Raw genomic sequence first — 19377 nt, 5'->3', positions numbered from 1 at the left:
ATACACTGTTAACATACCCGTCCGTGTGACGGCTTTAAACAGGTCAGCCGATGCCCGCAAAATCGTATCCCTTCATCGACATCGCCGTTCACGAACGGGTGCGGGAGCATTTTGCGCGGGGCGATGCGGCCGTGTTGTTTTCGCCGGACATGAACCAGGTGCTGTGGTCGAATGGCGAAGGTGCCTTCCTGTTCGGCCTCGCGTCGATCTATGACTTCATCGACACCGGCGCCAACCGCAGCGACGCTGCCTACCGCCAGTTGGAAACGGCGGCCCGGCAGCTCGAACGCAGCGGCGACAAACGGTCGTTCCTGATGCGCATTGCCTCGGGCTTCCAGCGCGTTTCCGTCGGCGCTTCGGTGGAGATGATCACGGTGCGGCCCGGTGAGACCGCAATCCTCTTCGCAGCTCCCCGCACCGGCAAGCCGCTCTCCGCAGAACAACGTGCCGCCCGGATGATTTCCGGCTTCGACGACCCCGATACCCATATGGCGGTCCTTGACAGCGAAGGCTCGCTTCTTGCCGCCTCCCCCGGGTTCGACGCTCTTTTGATAACGCCACAGACCTGCCGGGCGCTGGTCACCGCGGTTGGCCGCGACAGCGACTGGCTGCTCAAGCGCCCGGTCCCGACCGGCAAGGGCCGTCTGCCGGCGGCGATCGGTAAACTTTCTGAAGACCCTGCCCTGCACCTGCTTTTCGCCGTCGAGACTATTCTCGGCAATCTCGACGCAGGTGCGGATTTCCGCGAGATCGAGGAAAACGACGCCGATATCGCCAAAGAAGCGCCGGCGTTGTCCGCGGCAACCGCCCCGCTTCTTTCGGCAGCAGGCTTGCCGCACGATGTTATCGACGAGCTCGAAACAATCGAGGAAATCCCGGCCGACAGCGACAGCTTCACGGAATTGCTGGAAGCACCTGAGGCAAAGGATGTCCTACCGACCGACGCGGTGACGGACGCCCCTGCCGATGATCGTTCCGGGCCGGACACAAATGAGCCCGTCCTTACGGACACGCTGGTTTCTGCCGAAGAGCCCCAACAGCATTCCATCGATCCTCGCGCCATTGCATCGGAACCAGCGGGCGCCGATGCTGACGAGCCGCAGCCGGACTTCTCGTCCGCTGAGGCGACGGAACAACGCCCTCCCGAGGTCGAGGAAGCCATTGCCGCCGAAGCCGAACAAACGGACCGTGCAGTCGCGGACGAAGCGCTGGATGAGGCGCAGCAGGACGCCGACGTTCCGGCTGCGCCTTCCAGTGAGCCGAACAGGATTGAGGGTGCGCCGGAAGAAACGCCCCTTAACGAGGATGTTGCGGCAGCGCCGGCCGAAACCACCTCGGAAGAGGGCCTTCAGGACGAGGCCCTCACCGCCGGCGCCTCGCGCTTCCTCTTCACACCGAACAGCCGGGCCGTGCGTTTCGTCTGGAAGATCGATGCCGACGGGCGGTTCAGCGAGATTTCCGAGGAATTCGCGACGGCAGTCGGGCCGAAATCCGCCGATGTCGCCGGCCAGCGTTTCACCGAGCTGGCGGCGCGATACCATCTCGACCCCGGCAACACGATCGGCGAATTGCTGACGCGGCGCGATACCTGGTCGGGCAAGACCATTTTTTGGCCGGTCGAAGGGACAAGCCTGCAGGTCCCTGTCGACCTGGCGGCCCTTCCGACCTATTCGCGCAACCGCGAATTCGACGGCTTCCGCGGTTTCGGCATCGTTCGCGTGGCCGATGCGGTCGAGGACGAACAGGCCATGGGCCTGACATTCGGCGAGCCGCCGCTCGTGGACGAGAACGCGCCAGCAGAAATTGATGGCGCTACCGTTGATACCGCAAACGCAGAGAATGCTCGCGGCGACCAGGAACGCACGGTGGACGGCTCGATCCAGGACGAGACCATCGTGGATGACGGGATCGCGGGCGACGGCACCGATGACGGCATGGAAACCGTGCCAGCGGATCTTGCCGCCGAGGCCGAGCCGGAAGAGTCCGGCGAGGAACACCTGTCGGTCGAACCGGAACAGCCTGCAGCGGAGCATCCGCTGGAAGATCCTTTCCGGGGTGAGCGCCCGGCATTGAAGCTGGTCGAGACGCCGAGGCGCCGCGCGTCCGACAAAGTGGTCGAGCTCGACAGCCACCGCCCGCTCGGCGCCGAGACTTTGAGCCGCAGCGAACAGGCCGCGTTTCTCGAGATCGCACGTCAGTTGGGTGGAACCTTCGGCAAGCGAGCAAATGAAGACGTGCCCGCGACCGACAGGTCCGGCGCCGATGAGCGAGCGATCGCCGAGCCCGTCGAAGAGACGGCTTCGGTGAACGCCGACGACACCGGCAAGAGCGCTTTTGCCGATATCGACAGCCCAGCAACCCCTGCCAGCGAAACCACCCTGCCGGAGACCCTCGCAGCGGTCGTCCCGCCGCGCACCAGCAGCAACAGCAGCCTGACGCCGGAACTCCTCGACAATCTGCCGATTGCCCTTCTGGTTCACAGCGGTGACGATCTGTTCCATGTCAATTCGGAATTCCTCAAGCTCACCGGCTATTCCAGCCTCGACGAATTGCGGGAAGAAGGCGGGATCGATGCCCTCTTCGCCGGTGACGATGACGGTCTCCTCGACCTGCCGAACGGCGCCATGATGGTCATCAGAAGCGACGGCACTCTGATCCCGGTGACGGCGCGGCTGCAATCGATCCGCTGGGAAGACAAGAGCGCGCTGATGATGGCACTATCGGCCGTGCATGCGCCGGCGGCACCGGTCGCAGCCGAGGCCCCGCCAGAAGACATCGCACCAGAGGGCGAGGAGAACACGGAAATCCAGGCCTTGCGCATGGAAACCGAAGAACTGCACTCGATCCTCGAAACCGCGACGGACGGCGTTGTCGTCGTCGGCGCAGAGGGAGAAATACGCTCGCTGAATCGCTCCGCAAGCGCGCTGTTCAACTATGACGACGGCGAGATCCGCGGCAAACCGTTTGCCATGCTGTTTGCCCATGAGAGCCAGAAGGCCGTGCTCGACTATCTCTCCGGCCTTTCCGGTCATGGCGTCGCCAGCGTGCTGAATGACGGCCGGGAGGTGATCGGTCGCGAGGCATCCGGTGGCTTCATCCCGCTGTTCATGACGATGGGCCGCCTCTCCTCCTCCAACGGATTCTGCGCCGTCATCCGCGACATCACCCAATGGAAGCGGACGGAAGAGGAACTGCGCAACGCCAAACGTGCTGCCGAGACGGCGAATGCCCACAAGAGCGATTTTCTCGCCCGTGTCAGCCATGAGATCCGCACGCCCTTGAACGCGATCATCGGCTTTTCCGACATGATGGCCAGCGAGCATTTCGGCCCGATCGGCAATCCCCGCTACGTCGAATACGCAAATGACATCGGCCGCTCCGGCCGCCACGTGCTCGACATCGTCAACGACCTGCTCGACATCTCCAAGATCGAAGCCGGCGAGATGGATCTGGAATTCACTGCGGTCGAGATCAATGACGCGGTGTCCGAAGCCGTGTCGCTGGTGCAGCCGCAGGCCAACAGCCAACGCGTGATCATCCGGACCTCGCTGTCGGGTTCGGTGCCGAATGTGGTCGCCGACAACCGCTCGATTAAGCAGATCGCCCTCAACATCCTGTCGAACGCCATCCGCTTCACGCCGTCGGGCGGCCAGATCGTCGTCTCGACGGCCTACGAAGCCAATGGAAGCGTCATCCTGCGCATCCGCGATACCGGCGTCGGCATGACCCGCACCGAGCTTGAGCAGGCGATGAAGCCTTTCCGGCAGGTGACCACCGGCGTGCGCAAGCGCGGCGACGGCACCGGTCTCGGCCTGCCGCTGACGAAGGCCATGGCGGAAGCGAACCGGGCGCAGTTCTCGATCAGTTCGACGCCGAACGAAGGAACCCTGGTGGAGATTTCCTTTCCATCGCAGCGCGTGCTGGCAAACTAGTGACACACCCTAAAAGCTGGGAATAAAAGCTAAAAAAAGAGGCAGCCAAGAAGCTGCCTCGATAAGTGAATGCTAAACAGGTGCACGAGAAGCAGTGACATCAGGTCCGTGCCGGCATTGCTGCCGAGAGCCAGCCCTCACATCGGGTAACCTCAAGTTGAAAGCACCATGCGCTGCCATTTGTAAACAAAACCTTTCCGCATCATCCGCAAATTTTAAGCATTCGCGGCAAAGACCGAAGCTTTGGTTAATTCGGCAGGCCGGAAAGTCTTAACGGCTCAGTTCCGCAATTCGGGGAGGTTCGCGTAAAGGTCGAGCGCTTCGGGATTGGCAAGCGCCTCCTTGTTCTTGACCGGCCGGCCATGGACCACCTCGCGCACCGCGAGCTCGACGATCTTGCCCGACTTCGTTCGCGGGATGTCGGCGACCGCGATGATCTTTGCCGGCACATGGCGCGGCGAGGCACCGGTGCGGATCTTGGTCTTGATCGCTTTGACGAGATCCTCGGTCAGTTCCCTGCCCTTTGCCAGGCGCACGAACAGGACGACGCGAACATCGTCATCCCAGTCCTGGCCGATGCAGATCGCCTCGGCAATCTCGTCCATCTGCTCGACCTGATTGTAGATTTCCGCCGTGCCAATGCGCACGCCGCCCGGATTGAGCGTCGCGTCGGAACGGCCGTGAATGATGATGCCGCCATGCTCGGTCCATTCGGCGAAGTCGCCGTGACACCAGATATTGTCGAAGCGTTCGAAATAGGCCGCCTTGTATTTGTTGCCCTCCGGATCGTTCCAGAACATCACCGGCATCGAGGGAAACGCCTTGGTGCAGACGAGTTCCCCCTTCTCCTGGCGGACCGGCTGACCGTCGTCGTTCCAGACATCCATGGCAAGGCCGAGACCCGGCCCCTGGATTTCGCCGCGCCAGACGGGTTTAAGCGGATTGCCGAGCACGAAACAGGAGACGATATCCGTACCGCCGGAAATCGAGGCCAACTGAATATCCGGCTTGATGCCTTCATAGACAAAGGAGAAACCCTCCGGCGACAATGGCGAGCCGGTTGATGTCATCAGCCGCAGCGACGAGAGATCGTGCGTTGATGCCGGCGTAAAGCCGCCCTTGCGCACCGCATCGATATATTTCGCCGAGGTGCCGAAGACGGCGAACTTCTCGTCGCGGGCATAGTCGAACAGCACGTTGCCGTCCGGATGGAAAGGCGAGCCGTCGAAGAGGCAGAGCGTGGCGCCCAGCGCCAGACCGGACACCAGCCAGTTCCACATCATCCAGCCGCAGGTGGTGAAGTAGAACAGCCTCTCGCCCTCTCTCAGCCCGCAATGGAAGCGGTGCTCCTTGAGATGCTGGAGCAGCGTCCCGCCGGCCGAATGGACAATACACTTCGGAACGCCGGTCGTGCCCGAGGAGAAGAGGATATAAAGCGGATGCGAGAAAGGCAGCGCCACGAATTCGAGCGGCTTTTCGGCGAAGGGCGCGATGAAGGCAGAGAGGCTCTTGCCGTTCCCGACGGATGCTGCGAGCGCGTCCGCATCGCCGGCGTATGGAACGATCAGCACCGGCACGCCGAGTTTCTTCGAAACGGCCTGAACCTTGGCGGAAACATCCTGCAGCTTGCCGGCATACCAGTAGCCGTCGCAGGCGATGAACAGCTTGGGTTCGATCTGGCCGAAGCGATCGAGCACGCCCTGTTCGCCGAAATCGGGGGAACAGGACGACCAGATAGCGCCAATGGAGGCGGCAGCCAGCATCAGCGCGATGGTCTCGGGCATGTTGGGCATCATCGCTGCAACGCGATCACCCTTGCCGATGCCCGCGGCCTTCAAGGCCTGCTGCAGCCGCGACACGAGCGCCCGCAGTTCATCAAAGGACATCCGCGATCGCGCCTTGTCTTCGCCCCGGAAGATCAGCGCGTCTCCGCTTCCCGTGTTCCGCAACAGGTTTTCGGCGAAATTGAGCGTCGCGTCGGGAAAGAACCGGGCTTCCAGCATGCGATCGCCATGGATCAGCGCCCGCTCGCCCTTTTCGCCGATGACGCCGCAATGGTCCCAGACGGCCGTCCAGAAATCGGCGCGCTGGCTGACCGACCAGGCATGGAACGCGTCATAGTCGGCAAAGCTCTTCGAAAAGCGCTGTTCGCACCAAGCGATGAACGCCTTCATCGGCGTCTGGTCGATGAATTCGCGGGACGGTGTCCAAAGGGGACGTTCTGCTTGCATGCTTTCCTCCGCTACCCAGACCAGCCTCTATATCATGCTGCGACGCAAGATAAACAGAGCACGCACTTAATGGCTTTGGCAGTTGCGACATTTTCCCGTTTTCAATCGTTTGATTTCTCCGCAGCGAAAGCCTATCGATCCGCCTTCCAGACCATATGAAAGTGCGCCGGACGGCAATGAGGCAAAACGTCGATCTCCCCCCCCAGCAAAGCAGGGCTCCGCAGGCTGCTTCTATCGCGGTCGGCGCGCTCGTGCTCGTCATGCTGTTCAAGGTAGCCTTGCCGCTTTTCATTTCAACGGCCAGCGTCAAGCTCAACATGGAGCGGGCGCTTTCCTCCTGGACAGGGGCACGCGCCGCCATTGCCGGCAATCCGGATATCAGCTTCTGGCCGCATCCGGTCTTGACGCTGCACGCATAGCGTGACCTTCGAAGGCGGCGATACAGCCTCTCCGGAACTGTTGGCGAAAGCCCAATCCATCGCCGCCGGGTTTGACCTCCTCGCCGCCCTGCGCGGCACGCCGGTCTTCTATGACTTCCGCCTGCTCAACCCCGTGATCAAAATCGAGCGCCGGACGGACGGGAGCCTCAATTGGCGACGGGCCGGCTGGATGGCCGACGCCATCGCCCATGCCTCGTCGACGACGCTATCTTCCGCCCGCCACACCCCGATCGGCGACATCGAGATCGAAAACGGCACGCTGGAACTGAGCGACCGTATCACGGCCAGTACCCATCGGGTGACCAATGTTTCCGGCTCGATCCAATGGCCGGCGCCGGCTGCGCGGATCAGTGCAGGTCTTTCGGCTCTGATGAATGGCGAAAGAGTCGAGTGGTCCTTCGTCTGCGATGAGCCGATGATGCTGCTTTCGGGGCAAGACAGCGCAATCCAGACCTCGTTCACCGCCGCACCGCTGAGCTTCAGCTTCGACGGTACCGGCAACGCCTCCACGCATCCCTTCGCCTCCGGGCAACTGCAGTTGACGGCGGCTTCCCTCCCCACATTGATGAGTTGGTATGGCGGGGCGAGACCGCTGCCGCCATCGACGGGAACCACCTCCATCGACACGAGCATGACAGTGTCCGCCGAGATGTTGAAGATGGACAATCTCTCGCTCGCGCTGAACGGATCCAGTGCGACGGGTGTTCTGGATGTGGCGTGGCGCAAGCAGCACAGCCCGCGGATCGATGGCACGCTTGCCTTCGAGCGGCTCGACTTGACGTCGCTCCTCGCTTTGCTCCTGCCGATGCAGCCGGCGTCCGCCGCCTCCGGGACGCCGGACATGTCGTTTCTCAGGCGGATCAATCTCGATCTGCGGCTTTCGGCCCAGGAGGCAAGCTACGGCACGGTCACACTTACCGATATCGCCGCTGGCGTGATAATCAACAACGACCGGGCATCCCTCGATATCGGCGACGGCACTTATTCCGACGGCTCGCTCAGCGGCCGCATCGATCTTGCGAAAGACGGCGCCAATGGCGGCCGGCTGCAGTTTTCTCTGAAGAATGCCAATCTCGCCCCTGTCGTTGCGGGCCTCGGCCTGCAGGGATCGCTGCCGCTGGGGCGGGGCGTGGTGAGCGTCGACCTCGCAACCACCGAACCGCTGTCGGCGAGAACAATGAACAGCGTTTCCGGCGAAATCCGCTATTCCGCTGTCGACGGTGCGTTGACGAACTTCAACGGACCGGAATTCGAACGGCTTGCGGCGCAGGGCAGTTTCTTCAACATCAGTCAGGCCGGCCACGGTTCCTTTGACTTTGCCACCGCAGACATAATTGCAAAGCTGCACGGAGGCGTTGCCGAGCTGACGAAGGCGGATATTCGCGGCGAAGGACGAACCCTTTCGCTTGCGGGGTTCATTCCCTACCGCAGCGGCAGTCTGGCACTGGCCGGCGCCGTTCGCCCCGACGATACCGCGATACCGCCGGTTCGCTTCTTTGTCGGCGGCTCCTGGCCAAATGCAATCATCTCACCGATCACGACGATCCCTGCCCTTCAACAGTCCGTCACATCGACATTGCCACAGGGTCTTCTAAAATAAGCTGCCGAATCAGCCCACTGGAGATGTCCGTGCTGCGTTTTCTTGCCGCCCTGTCCAAGATCGCCTTGGCATCGCTTCTGACGGGCGTCGCGCTCTCGCTCTTCAACATCTCTTCCGAGCAGATCCTGCAGCAGGCAGGGCTGACGCCCGAGATGGTGTGGACCTACTTTCTGCGCCTGACCGGTTGGGCGCTGCCGAACATCCTGCTCGGCTCGATGATTGTGCTGCCCGTCTGGCTCCTGACCTATGTCTTCCTGCCGCCACGCGAGAGGGAGCGCGACTGAGGGCTCGCGGACATCACAGGGCGAAGGCGGCCTGCTCGTCCTTGACCCGCTGGACTTCACGACGCCGTGAGACGACGGAAGCGATGAGCACGCCCATGGCGACGATGCCGATCAGGATGGTGCAGACCGCGTTGATTTCCGGTGTCACACCCAACCGCACCTGGCTGTAGATCTTCATCGGCAGGGTGGTGGCTCCCGGGCCGGAGGTGAAGTTCGAGATCACCAAATCGTCCAGCGACAGCGTGAAAGCGAGGACCCAGCCGGAAAAGACCGCCGGGGCGATGACCGGCAGGGTTACCTGCAGGAAGGTCGCGACCGGGGTGGCGCCGAGATCCATCGCGGCTTCCTCGATCGACCGGTCGAAGCTCAGCAAACGGGATTGTACGACAACGGCGACGAAGCACATGGTGAAGGTGATGTGCGCCAGCGTCAGCGTCCAGAAACCGCGATCGAAGCCAATGGCGACGAACAAGAGCAGCATCGACAGGCCGGTGATGACCTCCGGCATGACGAGCGGCGCGTAGATCATGCCGGAAAACAGCATGCGGCCGCGAAACCGCGTGTAGCGCGTCATGGCAAGGGCGGCGAGCGTGCCGAGCACCGTTGCCACGGTCGCCGAAATAAGGCCGACCCGCACCGTCACCCAGGCGGCATCGAGCAGTGCCTGGTTATGAAGGAGCTGCACATACCACTTGGTCGAGAACCCCGCCCAGACGGTCACCAGTTTCGATTCGTTGAACGAGAAGATGACGAGGAGAACAATCGGCAAATAGAGGAAGGCGAAGCCGAAAACGATCGATGCGATGTTGAACCGTGACCACTTGACCATGATTACCTCCCCTCGCCGTCGGCCTTGGCCTGCGCGTGCTGGAAGAACATGATGGGCACCACCAGGATCAGCAGTAGGATCGTCGCCACCGCCGCAGACACCGGCCAGTCACGATTGGCGTTGAACTCGTTCCAGAGCGTCTTGCCGATCATCAGCGTCTCCGACCCGCCAAGCAGGTCTGGGATGACGAACTCACCGACCGCCGGGATGAAGACGAGCATGCAGCCGGCGATTACGCCGGGCATCGAGAGCGGGAACGTCACGCGCCAAAAGGCGCGGATTGGCGTGCAGCCGAGGTCCAGTGCCGCTTCCGTCAGGCTGTGATCCATCTTTTCCAACGACGAATAGATCGGCAGCACCATGAAAGGGAGGTAGGAATAGACGATGCCGATATAGATCGCCCAGTTGGTATTGAGAATGATCAGTGGCTCGTCGATAACGCCGAGCGTCAACAGCAGCTGATTCAGCAGGCCCTCCGGCTTCAAAATCGCAATCCAGGCGTAGACGCGGATCAGGAAGCTCGTCCAGAACGGCAGGATCACCAGCATCAGCAGCGTCGCGCGAACGGTGGTCGGTGCCTTCGCCATGCCGTAGGCGATGGGATAGGCGATCAGCAATGTCGCAATGGTCGAAATGACGGCAATCTTCAGGCTGGAAATATACGCATTTGTGTAGAGCGCATCGCCGGCAAGAAACACATAGTTGGCGACCGACAACTCGCCGAGCTTGTCGACGAGGCCCGAGATGCCATCCGCCAGATTGAAGACGGGCAGATAAGGCGGCATCGCGATTGCGGTTTCAGACAGCGATATTCTGAGAACGATGAAGAAGGGCGCAAGGAAGAAGATCGTCAGCCAGGCGTAGGGGATGATGATCACCAGCCGGTTGAAGATTGCCGATCCGAATTTTGACATGGCCTCAATCCTTCAGCACGACGCCGGCGTTCTCATCGAAGGAAACCCACACCTGCTGGTCATAGCCCAGAGGATCCTCGACCGCGCGCACCGCGTTCAACGATGACGCCTTGATCACCTTGCCGTCCTTCAGGCGCACATGGAAAATCGTCATGTCGCCCAGGTAGCCGATGTCCCAGATCTCGCCCTGGGCCGCATTCAGGGGTGCGCAGGCCGGCTTGTCGCGGCTGACGCGGATCTTCTCGGGCCGAATGGCCAGTCCTGCCTTTGTGCCGACAGCCGGCGGCTCCGACGAAGCCACGCGCACTGAAAACCCTGCTTCCGTCGCGATGTCGACCGTCCCGTTGCCGGCAGACGTGACGGTGCCGTCGAAAATGTTCACGTCACCGATAAAGTCGGCGACAAAACGCGAGTTTGGTGCCTCGTAGATTTCCGGCGGCGTCGCTACCTGGATGACCTTGCCATGCGCCATGACGGCGATGCGGTCGGCCATGGTCATTGCCTCTTCCTGGTCGTGGGTGACGACGACGAAGGTCAGGCCGAGCTGCTGCTGCAGGTCCATCAGTTCGAACTGGGTTTCCTCGCGCAGCTTCTTGTCGAGCGCGCCCAGCGGCTCGTCGAGCAGCAGCACCTTTGGCCGTTTGGCGAGCGACCGGGCCAGCGCCACACGCTGGCGCTGGCCGCCCGACAACTGATGCGGTTTGCGCTTGGCGAACTTGTCGAGCTTGACGAGTCTCAGCATCTGGTCGACGCGCTCGGCGATCTGCGGCTTCGGCATGCCGTCCTGCTTCAGGCCGAAGGCGATGTTGTTCTCGACCGTCATATGCGGAAACAGGGCATAGGACTGGAACATCATGTTCACCGGTCGCCGATAGGGCGGGATACCGGCCAGGCTCTGTCCGTCGAGGACGATTTCGCCGGATGTCGGCTGCTCGAAGCCCGCCAGCATGCGAAGCAGCGTGGACTTGCCGCAACCGGAGGCGCCAAGCAGCGCGAAAAATTCACGGGGATAGATATTGAGCGACAGATTGTCGACGGCGACGAAATCTCCGAATTTCTTGGTGACGTTCTTTACTGCAATGAATGGCACGGCGGTGGCATCGGCCCAAGGGGCGAAGGAGCGCCGGATACTGCCAAGTGACTTCATCATCTATCCCCGAATGATGTGCAAACAGCACGGCCATGTTTGGTCCGTGCCCATACGAAAATTGCCCGGATTTGATGTCCGGGCAATTCTCTTCGACTTACTGGCCGGTGACCACTTTGGTCCACATGCGCGTCAACACGCGCTGCGATTTGGCGTCGAAGGGTGTCGTTGTGAAAAGCTTCTTCATCACATCTGCCGGCGGATAGATCGCGGTGTCCTCAATCACTTCCTTGCTGATGAACTGCTGCGATGCCTTGTTGCCGTTGGCGTAGAAGACGAAATCGCTCGCCTTGGCGATGACTTCCGGCTTCATGATGTAGTTCAGGAATTCATGCGCTTCGGCCACATGCGGCGCATCAGCGGGAATGGCCATCACGTCGAACCACATCTGCGCGCCCGTCGGCGGGATCGAGTAATCCACGGTGACGCCAGCCTTGGCCTCGGCGGCACGGTCGCGCGCCTGGAAAATGTCGCCCGAATAGCCGAGCGCAAGGCAGATATCGCCGTTTGCCAGCGCATTGATATATTCGGAGGAATGGAACTTGCGGATAAAGGGTCGAACCTTCAGCAAAAGCTCTTCCGCCTTGGCCAGATCCTCCGGCGCGTGGCTGTCGGGGTTGAGGCCGAGATAGGCAAGCACGCTCGGCACCACATCGGTCGGGGAATCGAGGACATGGATGCCGCAATCCTTGAACTTGGCGGCGACCTCGGGCTTGAACAGAACATCCCAGGTCGGCTTTTCGTCCGTGCCGAGGATCTGCTTGGCCTTCTCGACATTGTAGCCAATGCCGGTCGTGCCCCACATGTAGTCGATGGCATATTCATTGCCCGGATCGTAGGTGGCGACGCGCGTGGTGATCTCGTCCCACATATTGGACAGGTTGGGCAGCTTCGACTTGTCGAGTTTCTGGAACACGCCGGCGGCGATCTGGCGCTGCAGGAAAGTTGCGGTCGGCACGACGACATCATAGCCGGTTCCGCCGGCGAGCAGCTTGGTCTCGAGGATCTCGTTGGAATCGAAGACGTCGTAGACGACCTTGATGCCGGTTTCCTTGGTGAAATCCTCCAGAATGCTGGCGTCGATATAATCGGACCAGTTGTAGACGTTTACGACGCGCTCCTGCGCGGTCGCAACCGACGCTGATCCGACAAGGATCAGCGCAGCAAAGGCAGTGGTAATCTTGCGCGACATGGAATTCCCCTTTTTTATCGAGCTCCCGTCAGCCGCGCCATCGCCGCGCGTCAAACGATCGAGCCCGTATGCGTCTGGAAGTTAGGCATGTTTTCGGGCAACCACAAGCGCTTTTACGCGGTGGCGAACACCGGAGTCCCGCTCTTACCAATTTTAGCAGCGGCTACAAAAATCTGAATCTTTTCAATGCCCGGTTAAGGCCGGCCCATCATCCTGCCAGCGACTGAGCAGAGGCAGCTATTGAAAGTCGAAGGCACTCAAGCCGGTCACCATCTCGTCAAGCCCGAGCGGCCGGGTGACCGGCGGCTCGGCCCGCGCAAGACAGCCCTGCCGCTCGCAAAGCCTGCAGGCGGTGCCGCCGGCAACGGTCGCGATCGGCACCTCGCCGTAGACGGTTTCCGGTGCATGAGCGGCATCGCAGCCGATCAGGATTGCCGTGCGCCGAATGCGCTCCTGAAAGTTTGCCCGGGGACCGTCGATCGTCCGGGCAAGCACCAGGAACTCTCCGCCTCCAAAAATTTCCACGCGGTCCGCCAAAATCTGGCCGGCCTGAGAAAACGTCGCGTGGATGTTGAGCTTCGGACAGTTGCCACCGAACCGCGCCTGCGGAAAACCTTGAGCACCGGCCTTGCGCAGGCGGTGACCGGCATGGTCGATCTCCATCAGGAAGAACGCTACGGCCGAAACGCCTGGGCGCTGAAGCGTCACCAGCCGGTTCGCTGCCTGCTCGAACGAGACGCGAAAGCGGGCGCTCAGGACATCGAGATCGTATTTGGCCCTGAGCGCCGCCGAATGAAACGCGCCATAGGGCATCATGATGGCGTGCGCGGCATAACGCGCGAGTTCGAAACGGCCGATACGCCGCGCCTCACTCGTCGAAAATGCCAGTTGATCGAGATCGGCTGCAATCGCTTCCGGAAAGGCGATCTGCGCCGCTTCCATCGCGATCTCCCGCAACTGGTCCTGCAGGGACAATCGTTCCGACAGGAACAACCGCATCGAGTGCCGATCGAAACGGCGACGCAGATCGGGCATGACATGCACCGGCAAGGCGCGGACGGTCAGGCCGTGTTCCTTGCGCAGCCAGTCCTTCAGAGCTGCGGCAGAATCTTCGGTGGCCGACAGCTGCGCATGGAATGCTTCGGCGGCCTCGTCGATCCGAGCGAAATAATGCGGACGATTTTCGAAGACCTCGCGCACCTCGTCCATTGGCAGGCGCGCGTCCGACAGTGCGGCCATGTGGCCCTGGCCCGACAGGAGGCCGCTCAGGTCCTTCAACCGCGAGGACTGCTCACGATAGGCACGGTAGAGCTTGAGGATGCCGGTGGCCGCATTGGGCGCCGCTTCGGCCACCTCGATCAGTTCCTGATCTCCCGGCAACTCGCCAGCGAGCAGCGGGTCGGCGAACATCTCGCGCAACTGCGCCACGCTGCCGGACGCCTCTCCCTGCAGCTCGTCCAGATCGACCTTGTAGACGGAAGCGAGTTTCAGCAGCAATTGCACCGTGAGCGGCCGCTGATTGCGTTCGATCAGATTGAGATAGGACGGCGAGATGCCGAGCGCCTCGGCCATCGCCGTCTGGGTCAGGGAGAGGCCATTGCGAATGCGCCGCACGCGGGCGCCGGCGAAAATCTTGTTCTCAGCCATTTGTCATGCCTTTTACAACGTCCCGCCAAAATCCGGAATTTACATAATTTACAAAATTACAGAAGCCGCCTGTAAAACACAAGACATGATAACCCTTTTAGTATCCGCGAAAATCCTTTTGCTATAGCGACTTTGTGCAGCGCACTGTAAATCTAGTTACATCAAATTCGCGCACTGAGCGGGCATCGAACCAAAGTCGAACACCGCCAGAAAATTTGCAGGAGGACCAATATGACTGATTTTTACAATCTCGTTCCCGGTGCACCCCAGGGCCGTTTCGACGGTATCGAGCGCCCCTACACCGCAGAGGACGTCAAGCGTCTGCGCGGCTCCGTTCAGATCAAGCATACGCTGGCTGAAATGGGCGCGAACCGGCTATGGCAGCTCATCCATGAGGAAGATTTCGTCAATGCGCTGGGTGCGCTCTCCGGCAACCAAGCCATGCAGATGGTTCGCGCCGGCCTGAAGGCGATCTATCTCTCCGGCTGGCAAGTTGCCGCCGACGCCAATACGGCATCCGCCATGTACCCCGACCAGTCGCTCTATCCGGCCAACGCCGCTCCCGAGCTTGCCAAGCGCATCAACCGGACGCTCCAGCGTGCCGACCAGATCGAGACCTCGGAAGGCAAGGGCCTTTCCGTCGATACCTGGTTTGCGCCGATCGTTGCCGATGCGGAAGCCGGCTTCGGCGGTCCGCTCAATGCCTTCGAGATCATGAAGGCCTTCATCGAGGCGGGTGCCGCCGGTGTCCACTACGAGGATCAGTTGGCCTCGGAAAAGAAGTGCGGCCATCTCGGCGGCAAGGTCCTCATCCCGACGGCCGCCCACATCCGCAACCTCAACGCCGCGCGGCTCGCCGCCGACGTCATGGGCACGCCGACGCTGGTCATCGCCCGCACGGACGCGGAAGCGGCCAAGCTTCTGACCTCCGACATCGACGAGCGCGACCAGCCCTTCGTCGATTATGAGGCAGGCCGCACGGTCGAAGGCTTCTATCACGTCAAGAACGGCATCGAGCCCTGCATCGCCCGTGCCATCGCCTACGCGCCGAGCTGCGACCTGATCTGGTGCGAAACCTCGAAGCCGGATCTCGAGCAGGCGCGCAAATTCGCCGAGGGTGTGCACAAGGCGCATCCGGGCAAGCTGCTCGCCTATAACTGCTCGCCGTCGTTCAACTGGAAGAAGAACCTCGACGATGCGACGATCGCCAAGTTCCAGCGCGAACTGGGTGCGATGGGTTACAAGTTCCAGTTCATCACACTCGCCGGCTTCCATCAGTTGAACTTCGGCATGTTCGAGCTCGCCCGCGGCTACAAGGATCGCCAGATGGCCGCCTATTCGGAGCTGCAGGAGGCGGAATTCGCCGCCGAGGTCAACGGCTACACGGCGACCAAGCACCAGCGCGAAGTCGGCACCGGTTATTTCGACGCCGTGTCGATGGCCATCACCGGCGGCAAGTCTTCGACCACCGCCATGCATGAATCAACCGAACACGACCAGTTCCGCCCAGCGGCCGAGTAACAACAATTCCCCTCCCCAGGCTTGGTTTGGGGAGGGGCTGCAAGGCAGCCCATCAAGAACCCCATCAGAGGAGAAATGCCATGTCAGTCCAGACACGCGTCAAGGAACGGGCCGAAGAGCAGTCGTCGGCCATGACACCGGAACAACAGGCGATGATCCGCATGGTCGCCAACGACCTGCACCGCCTCAACCAGGCCGTCATGAAGGCGGTGGACGCCGGCGTCTCCGTCGAACTCGTCCGCTCGGCCCGGCATCACGGCGGCGAAGGCAACTGGGGCGACCTGTTGATCCCGGTGATTGTCACGCAGGGTCGCGGCTGAGCGATGGCCATCAGCATGAAAATCCCGGCGGGAGCGATCCTGCCGGGATTTTGCTCTTGGTGGTCCGGCCCACATCGCAAGCCAGCTAGAAACTCCGGCTCGGCCTTTTTCCGGCGAAGAGATCGGCATGACTTTTCACCAACCGATACAGGCGTTCTGACACCGTGCGGATCTCGCGGCGATGGCGGTCCTCGCTGTTGGTGACGATCCATTGTCCATGGCGAAGCTGCTTCAATTCCTCGCCGGCCCTTTCGAGGCCGGGATCGAGGTCGCCGACGAAACAGGGCAGGACAGCCTGCCCCGCGCCAGCTCGCGCTAGGTCGAGCAAGGAGCGCGGCCGGCTGACGATCACGGCGATCGATGCCGCCGCCTGTTCATGTGGCCAGCGCAGATAGGGCGAGATCGCGTCGTCCTCCGACACGGCGAGCCAGGCCGAGGCCAGTCCATCGAGCGCATTGCGCTGGCGGTAGGCGGCATAGGCGACCTCGCCGATGTGACGGCTCGTGAGGTTCGGCTCTTCCGGCATGACCGCTCTGACGCCGACGTCGCTTTCCCGGTGCGCAAGCGTCGCGCGCCGCTCGGAGACCGACATGTCGAGACGGAAACCGTCACGGTCGCTCCAGATGGCCTGGATGTTCTCGCAGACCAGCCAGGTCACCCAAGTTCCGGCCATCAGTCGCACGACCGCCGAGCCATGCGCCTCCTGCCGCCAGTTTTCCACCCTTCGCACCACGGCATCCATGGCCTGCAGCTGCTCGAACAGCGCCTGCCCATTTGCCGTCAGTCGATAACCCGTCTGGCTGCGCAGGAAGAGTTGCCGGCCGATTGTCTGTTCGAGATCGAGCACGCGGCGGCCGACCGTCGCAGGGCTGACGCCACTCGCTTGCGCGGCGCCGGTCAATCCGCCATGGCGGGCGACGGCCAGAAATGTCTGATAGGCGTCCCAGTTGATGTCTTTCATAATTGAAAGACATACGCCATCTTCTTGCGTTTATAAAACAATTTTTGAGGCATAGATTGAAACCGTAAACCACGCGGCCAAGGGCCGCACGATCCCAATCGAAGGAACGCTGCACGCGGGACGAGGTCCTGCGGCGGCTTCCTGTTGTCTCAAGGAAACGTCCAATGCCTGAAATGATAGGAATAGTTCTGCTGACGGAGATGTTGTCGAAAGACGGACGCAGGCGACATGAGTTCGAGGAATTGCGCAACCAGAGCCGACTGCCAGGCCGGTTCGTGGCCGCAGTCCAGAGATTTCGCCGGCGCTGGTCGCAGTGATGCTGCCAAAACAAAGACCCGGTCGGTGCCTCTTCGGCGTCGACCGGGTCTTTCCGTCCTTTTAGGGCAGAGCCGCTCAGGCGGCGCGACTGACCTGGCGCTGGACATTCTCCCGTTCCAGGCTGAACTGCTCCACCAGCGTCATGAGCATATCCGCCTCGTCTGCCAGTTCGCGGCTGGCATTGGTCGTGTCGGCGACCATCGAGGCATTCTGCTGGGTCATCTGGTCCATCTGGTTGACCGACCCATTGACTTCCTGCAGGGCAGACGACTGGTCCCTGCTGGCGGTGGCGATCATTTCGACATGCTGGCTGATGGCGACGATCTGCTTGCTGATCGAGGCGAGCACGGCGCCCGTCTCCTGCACCAGCGCAGAGCCGGTGCTGACTTCGCTGGTCGACTTGTCGATCAGCATCTTGATCTCCTTGGCAGCATTGGCCGAGCGCTGCGCCAGTTCCCGCACTTCCTGCGCAACAACAGCGAAGCCCTTGCCAGCATCGCCTGCCCGTGCCGCCTCGATGCCGGCATTCAGCGCCAGGAGGTTGGTCTGGAAGGCGATGTCATCGATGACCTCGATAATCTGTTCGATCTGGTGCGAGGCATCCTCGATCCGGCCCATCGCGGCGATGGCGTTGGCGACGACGCTGGCCGAACTGTCGGCACTCTTCTTGGTTTCGGCGACGGCGCGGTTGGTCTCCTGCGCCCGTCCTGACGAGGACTTGACGGTGACCGTGATTTCCTCGACGGCGGCTGCCGTTTCCTCCAGAGACGCCGCCTGCGCTTCGGTGCGCTTTGAAAGCGCGTCAGCAGACGACAGCATTCGGCCGCCGTTGCGCTGGATCGCCCGGGCATTGTCGCGGATATGGGAAAGCGTTTCCCGCAGTCGGGTGACCGAACCGTTGAAGTCGGTGCGCACCTGTTCGAGACGGCCGGTGAACGGTGTATCGATCTGCTGCGTGAGGTCTCCCTGCGACAAGCGGCCGAGGCCGGCTGCGATAGCGTTCACCGCAAAATCGATCTCGCGGTCCATCTCGCGCTTTTCAAGGTCGCGGCGCGAACGCTCCTCGTCCGTTTCAACGCGGCGATTCTCGCTTTCGATTTCCATCCGTAGCTTCGACAGCGCATTTTCGCGGAAGACGGCGAGTGCGCGGGCAATGCCGCCAAACTCGTTCTTCTGGTCGAGATAAGGAACGGAAACATCCAGATTACCCGAAGAAATGGCCTCGACCGAACCTGTCAATATGCCAAGCGGCCGGATCGATGCGCGGATCGCCGCGTAGGCAAGCATGCCGACGACGATCATCACGCCGGTGCCAATCGCGAGGATCAGATACTGGAGATAGTTGATCTTGCTGAAATAGACTTCCGTCGGAATACCGATGAACAACATGCCGACATTGGCGCCGGCAGCGTTTTTCACCGGGAAATATCCGGTGATATAGTCCCGTCCGAACAGCACCGCCGGCCCGTAATAGGCCTCGCCCTTGGCCAGGAACGCCTGTGCCGGATGGTCGGCGGCAAGCTTCGTTCCGACGGCGCGATCGCCGCTTTCCTTCTTTACGTTCGTCGAAATGCGGACGTAATCGCTGCCCTGCTTCTCGAAGATCGTTGCCACCCCGCCAATCGTCTGGGCGGTGCGGTCAACAAGGTCGTGATCGGGAAGCGCAGCCATCTTGTTTTCGGTCACGCTGGTCAGGATTCCATCCTTCATCTCGATCGCCGCGTCCGGCACCTTCATGCCGTAGAGCACAGCCATCGCGCGACTTGCGTCGCGGGCGTCCATGGTTGCGTCCGCCATCACGTAGCTGCGCAAATTGTAGTGCATGACGCCGGCGATCGTCGCGGTGCTGAGGAAGATCAGCCCCAGCGTGATGGCGACCAGCTGGGATACGACTGAGGACTTGAAAAACCGGAGCATCGCATGGCCCTCAAAGTGAGAAATTTCTAATACTCTTAAATTGAAAGCCTTAAAAAATGGTGAGAAATCCAGCAATTGCGGGCTTTTCGAGTAATATGAAGAGCATTTCCCAAACTAAAATGCC

Annotated in this window: 14 protein-coding genes; 6 read left to right on the top strand and 8 right to left on the bottom strand. The window is 61.3% G+C overall.

Going from position 1 to position 19377, the window contains the following annotated elements; genetic code table 11:
* Positions 1 to 50: 50 nt before the first annotated feature.
* Entirely contained in the window at positions 51 to 3932 is a 3882-nt protein-coding gene (locus A3AY_RS0103200; protein WP_018324237.1) for a PAS domain S-box protein, read from the top strand.
* A 278-nt stretch (positions 3933 to 4210) separates the two neighbouring features.
* Here A3AY_RS0103200 and A3AY_RS0103195 read toward each other — a convergent pair whose 3' ends face one another.
* Positions 4211 to 6163 carry an acetoacetate--CoA ligase gene (locus tag A3AY_RS0103195; protein WP_018324236.1) on the bottom strand — a complete coding sequence of 651 codons (1953 nt, stop codon included), beginning with the start codon at positions 6161 to 6163 and terminating at the stop codon, positions 4211 to 4213.
* Positions 6164 to 6339: 176 nt separating this feature from the next.
* Between A3AY_RS0103195 and A3AY_RS36955 the strand changes: the two genes are divergently transcribed.
* From A3AY_RS36955 to A3AY_RS0103185, 3 genes are read left to right on the top strand one after another with little or no spacing between them, the layout of a single operon-like run.
* The gene (locus A3AY_RS36955) at positions 6340 to 6582 is read left to right on the top strand and encodes a hypothetical protein (protein ID WP_051108256.1); all 243 of its coding nucleotides are present in this window, start codon (positions 6340 to 6342) and stop codon (positions 6580 to 6582) included.
* A 1-nt stretch (position 6583) separates the two neighbouring features.
* Positions 6584 to 8203 carry an AsmA family protein gene (locus tag A3AY_RS34410; protein WP_051108254.1) on the top strand — a complete coding sequence of 540 codons (1620 nt, stop codon included), beginning with the start codon at positions 6584 to 6586 and terminating at the stop codon, positions 8201 to 8203.
* A gap of 29 nt (positions 8204 to 8232) precedes the next feature.
* Positions 8233 to 8487: a DUF6460 domain-containing protein gene (locus A3AY_RS0103185; protein WP_018324235.1), complete on the top strand. Its 255-nt coding sequence runs from the start codon at positions 8233 to 8235 to the stop codon at positions 8485 to 8487.
* Positions 8488 to 8500: 13 nt separating this feature from the next.
* Here the strand turns inward: A3AY_RS0103185 and A3AY_RS0103180 are convergent, their stop codons facing one another.
* From A3AY_RS0103180 to A3AY_RS0103160, 5 genes are all read right to left on the bottom strand, one after another.
* On the bottom strand, positions 8501 to 9319 hold the full coding sequence (locus tag A3AY_RS0103180; protein WP_174371916.1) for an ABC transporter permease: 819 nt from the start codon (positions 9317 to 9319) through the stop codon (positions 8501 to 8503).
* Positions 9319 to 10230 (bottom strand): ABC transporter permease subunit, encoded by a 912-nt coding sequence (locus tag A3AY_RS0103175; protein WP_018324233.1) that lies wholly within the window; start codon positions 10228 to 10230, stop codon positions 9319 to 9321. Before A3AY_RS0103175 ends, A3AY_RS0103180 begins: the two co-directional genes overlap by 1 nt.
* Before the next feature lie 4 nt (positions 10231 to 10234).
* Positions 10235 to 11377 (bottom strand): ABC transporter ATP-binding protein, encoded by a 1143-nt coding sequence (locus A3AY_RS0103170; RefSeq protein WP_018324232.1) that lies wholly within the window; start codon positions 11375 to 11377, stop codon positions 10235 to 10237.
* Positions 11378 to 11474: 97 nt separating this feature from the next.
* On the bottom strand, positions 11475 to 12569 hold the full coding sequence (locus tag A3AY_RS0103165; protein ID WP_018324231.1) for a polyamine ABC transporter substrate-binding protein: 1095 nt from the start codon (positions 12567 to 12569) through the stop codon (positions 11475 to 11477).
* A gap of 237 nt (positions 12570 to 12806) precedes the next feature.
* A complete protein-coding gene (locus A3AY_RS0103160; RefSeq protein WP_018324230.1) occupies positions 12807 to 14216 on the bottom strand; it encodes a helix-turn-helix domain-containing protein in 1410 nt (469 codons plus the stop codon).
* Positions 14217 to 14447: 231 nt separating this feature from the next.
* On the opposite strand from A3AY_RS0103160, the gene aceA reads away from it, so the two are divergent.
* Together aceA and A3AY_RS0103150 are read left to right on the top strand one after the other, a co-directional pair.
* The gene (aceA, locus tag A3AY_RS0103155) at positions 14448 to 15737 is read left to right on the top strand and encodes an isocitrate lyase (RefSeq protein WP_018324229.1); all 1290 of its coding nucleotides are present in this window, start codon (positions 14448 to 14450) and stop codon (positions 15735 to 15737) included.
* An 80-nt stretch (positions 15738 to 15817) separates the two neighbouring features.
* Positions 15818 to 16057, top strand: coding sequence for an SMc00767 family acetate metabolism repressor (locus A3AY_RS0103150; protein ID WP_018324228.1), 240 nt, complete (start codon positions 15818 to 15820; stop codon positions 16055 to 16057).
* Positions 16058 to 16142: 85 nt separating this feature from the next.
* Here A3AY_RS0103150 and A3AY_RS0103145 read toward each other — a convergent pair whose 3' ends face one another.
* Both A3AY_RS0103145 and A3AY_RS0103135 read right to left on the bottom strand, forming a co-directional pair.
* Positions 16143 to 17018, bottom strand: a complete 876-nt coding sequence (locus tag A3AY_RS0103145; RefSeq protein ID WP_018324227.1) for a LysR family transcriptional regulator — start codon at positions 17016 to 17018, stop codon at positions 16143 to 16145.
* A gap of 393 nt (positions 17019 to 17411) precedes the next feature.
* Positions 17412 to 19253 carry a methyl-accepting chemotaxis protein gene (locus A3AY_RS0103135; protein ID WP_018324225.1) on the bottom strand — a complete coding sequence of 614 codons (1842 nt, stop codon included), beginning with the start codon at positions 19251 to 19253 and terminating at the stop codon, positions 17412 to 17414.
* Positions 19254 to 19377: the final 124 nt, after the last annotated feature.

Origin of the sequence: Rhizobium giardinii bv. giardinii H152, from assembly GCF_000379605.1 — a bacterium.
Lineage (GTDB): Bacteria > Pseudomonadota > Alphaproteobacteria > Rhizobiales > Rhizobiaceae > Pararhizobium > Pararhizobium giardinii.
Note: the sequence above shows the minus strand (reverse complement) of the source record. Positions and strands in the feature narration are given on the sequence as shown.

What these genes read in the sequence shown, in the direction of transcription:
- A3AY_RS0103170 (WP_018324232.1), bottom strand. Translation starts at nt 11,377, where the DNA reads ATGAAGTCACTTGGCAGTATCCGGCGCTCCTTCGCCCCTTGGGCCGAT.
- A3AY_RS0103150 (WP_018324228.1), top strand. Translation starts at nt 15,818, where the DNA reads ATGTCAGTCCAGACACGCGTCAAGGAACGGGCCGAAGAGCAGTCGTCG.
- aceA (WP_018324229.1), top strand. Translation starts at nt 14,448, where the DNA reads ATGACTGATTTTTACAATCTCGTTCCCGGTGCACCCCAGGGCCGTTTC.
- A3AY_RS0103195 (WP_018324236.1), bottom strand. Translation starts at nt 6,163, where the DNA reads ATGCAAGCAGAACGTCCCCTTTGGACACCGTCCCGCGAATTCATCGAC.
- A3AY_RS0103200 (WP_018324237.1), top strand. Translation starts at nt 51, where the DNA reads ATGCCCGCAAAATCGTATCCCTTCATCGACATCGCCGTTCACGAACGG.
- A3AY_RS0103160 (WP_018324230.1), bottom strand. Translation starts at nt 14,216, where the DNA reads ATGGCTGAGAACAAGATTTTCGCCGGCGCCCGCGTGCGGCGCATTCGC.
- A3AY_RS0103135 (WP_018324225.1), bottom strand. Translation starts at nt 19,253, where the DNA reads ATGCTCCGGTTTTTCAAGTCCTCAGTCGTATCCCAGCTGGTCGCCATC.
- A3AY_RS0103175 (WP_018324233.1), bottom strand. Translation starts at nt 10,230, where the DNA reads ATGTCAAAATTCGGATCGGCAATCTTCAACCGGCTGGTGATCATCATC.
- A3AY_RS0103145 (WP_018324227.1), bottom strand. Translation starts at nt 17,018, where the DNA reads ATGAAAGACATCAACTGGGACGCCTATCAGACATTTCTGGCCGTCGCC.
- A3AY_RS0103165 (WP_018324231.1), bottom strand. Translation starts at nt 12,569, where the DNA reads ATGTCGCGCAAGATTACCACTGCCTTTGCTGCGCTGATCCTTGTCGGA.
- A3AY_RS36955 (WP_051108256.1), top strand. Translation starts at nt 6,340, where the DNA reads ATGAGGCAAAACGTCGATCTCCCCCCCCAGCAAAGCAGGGCTCCGCAG.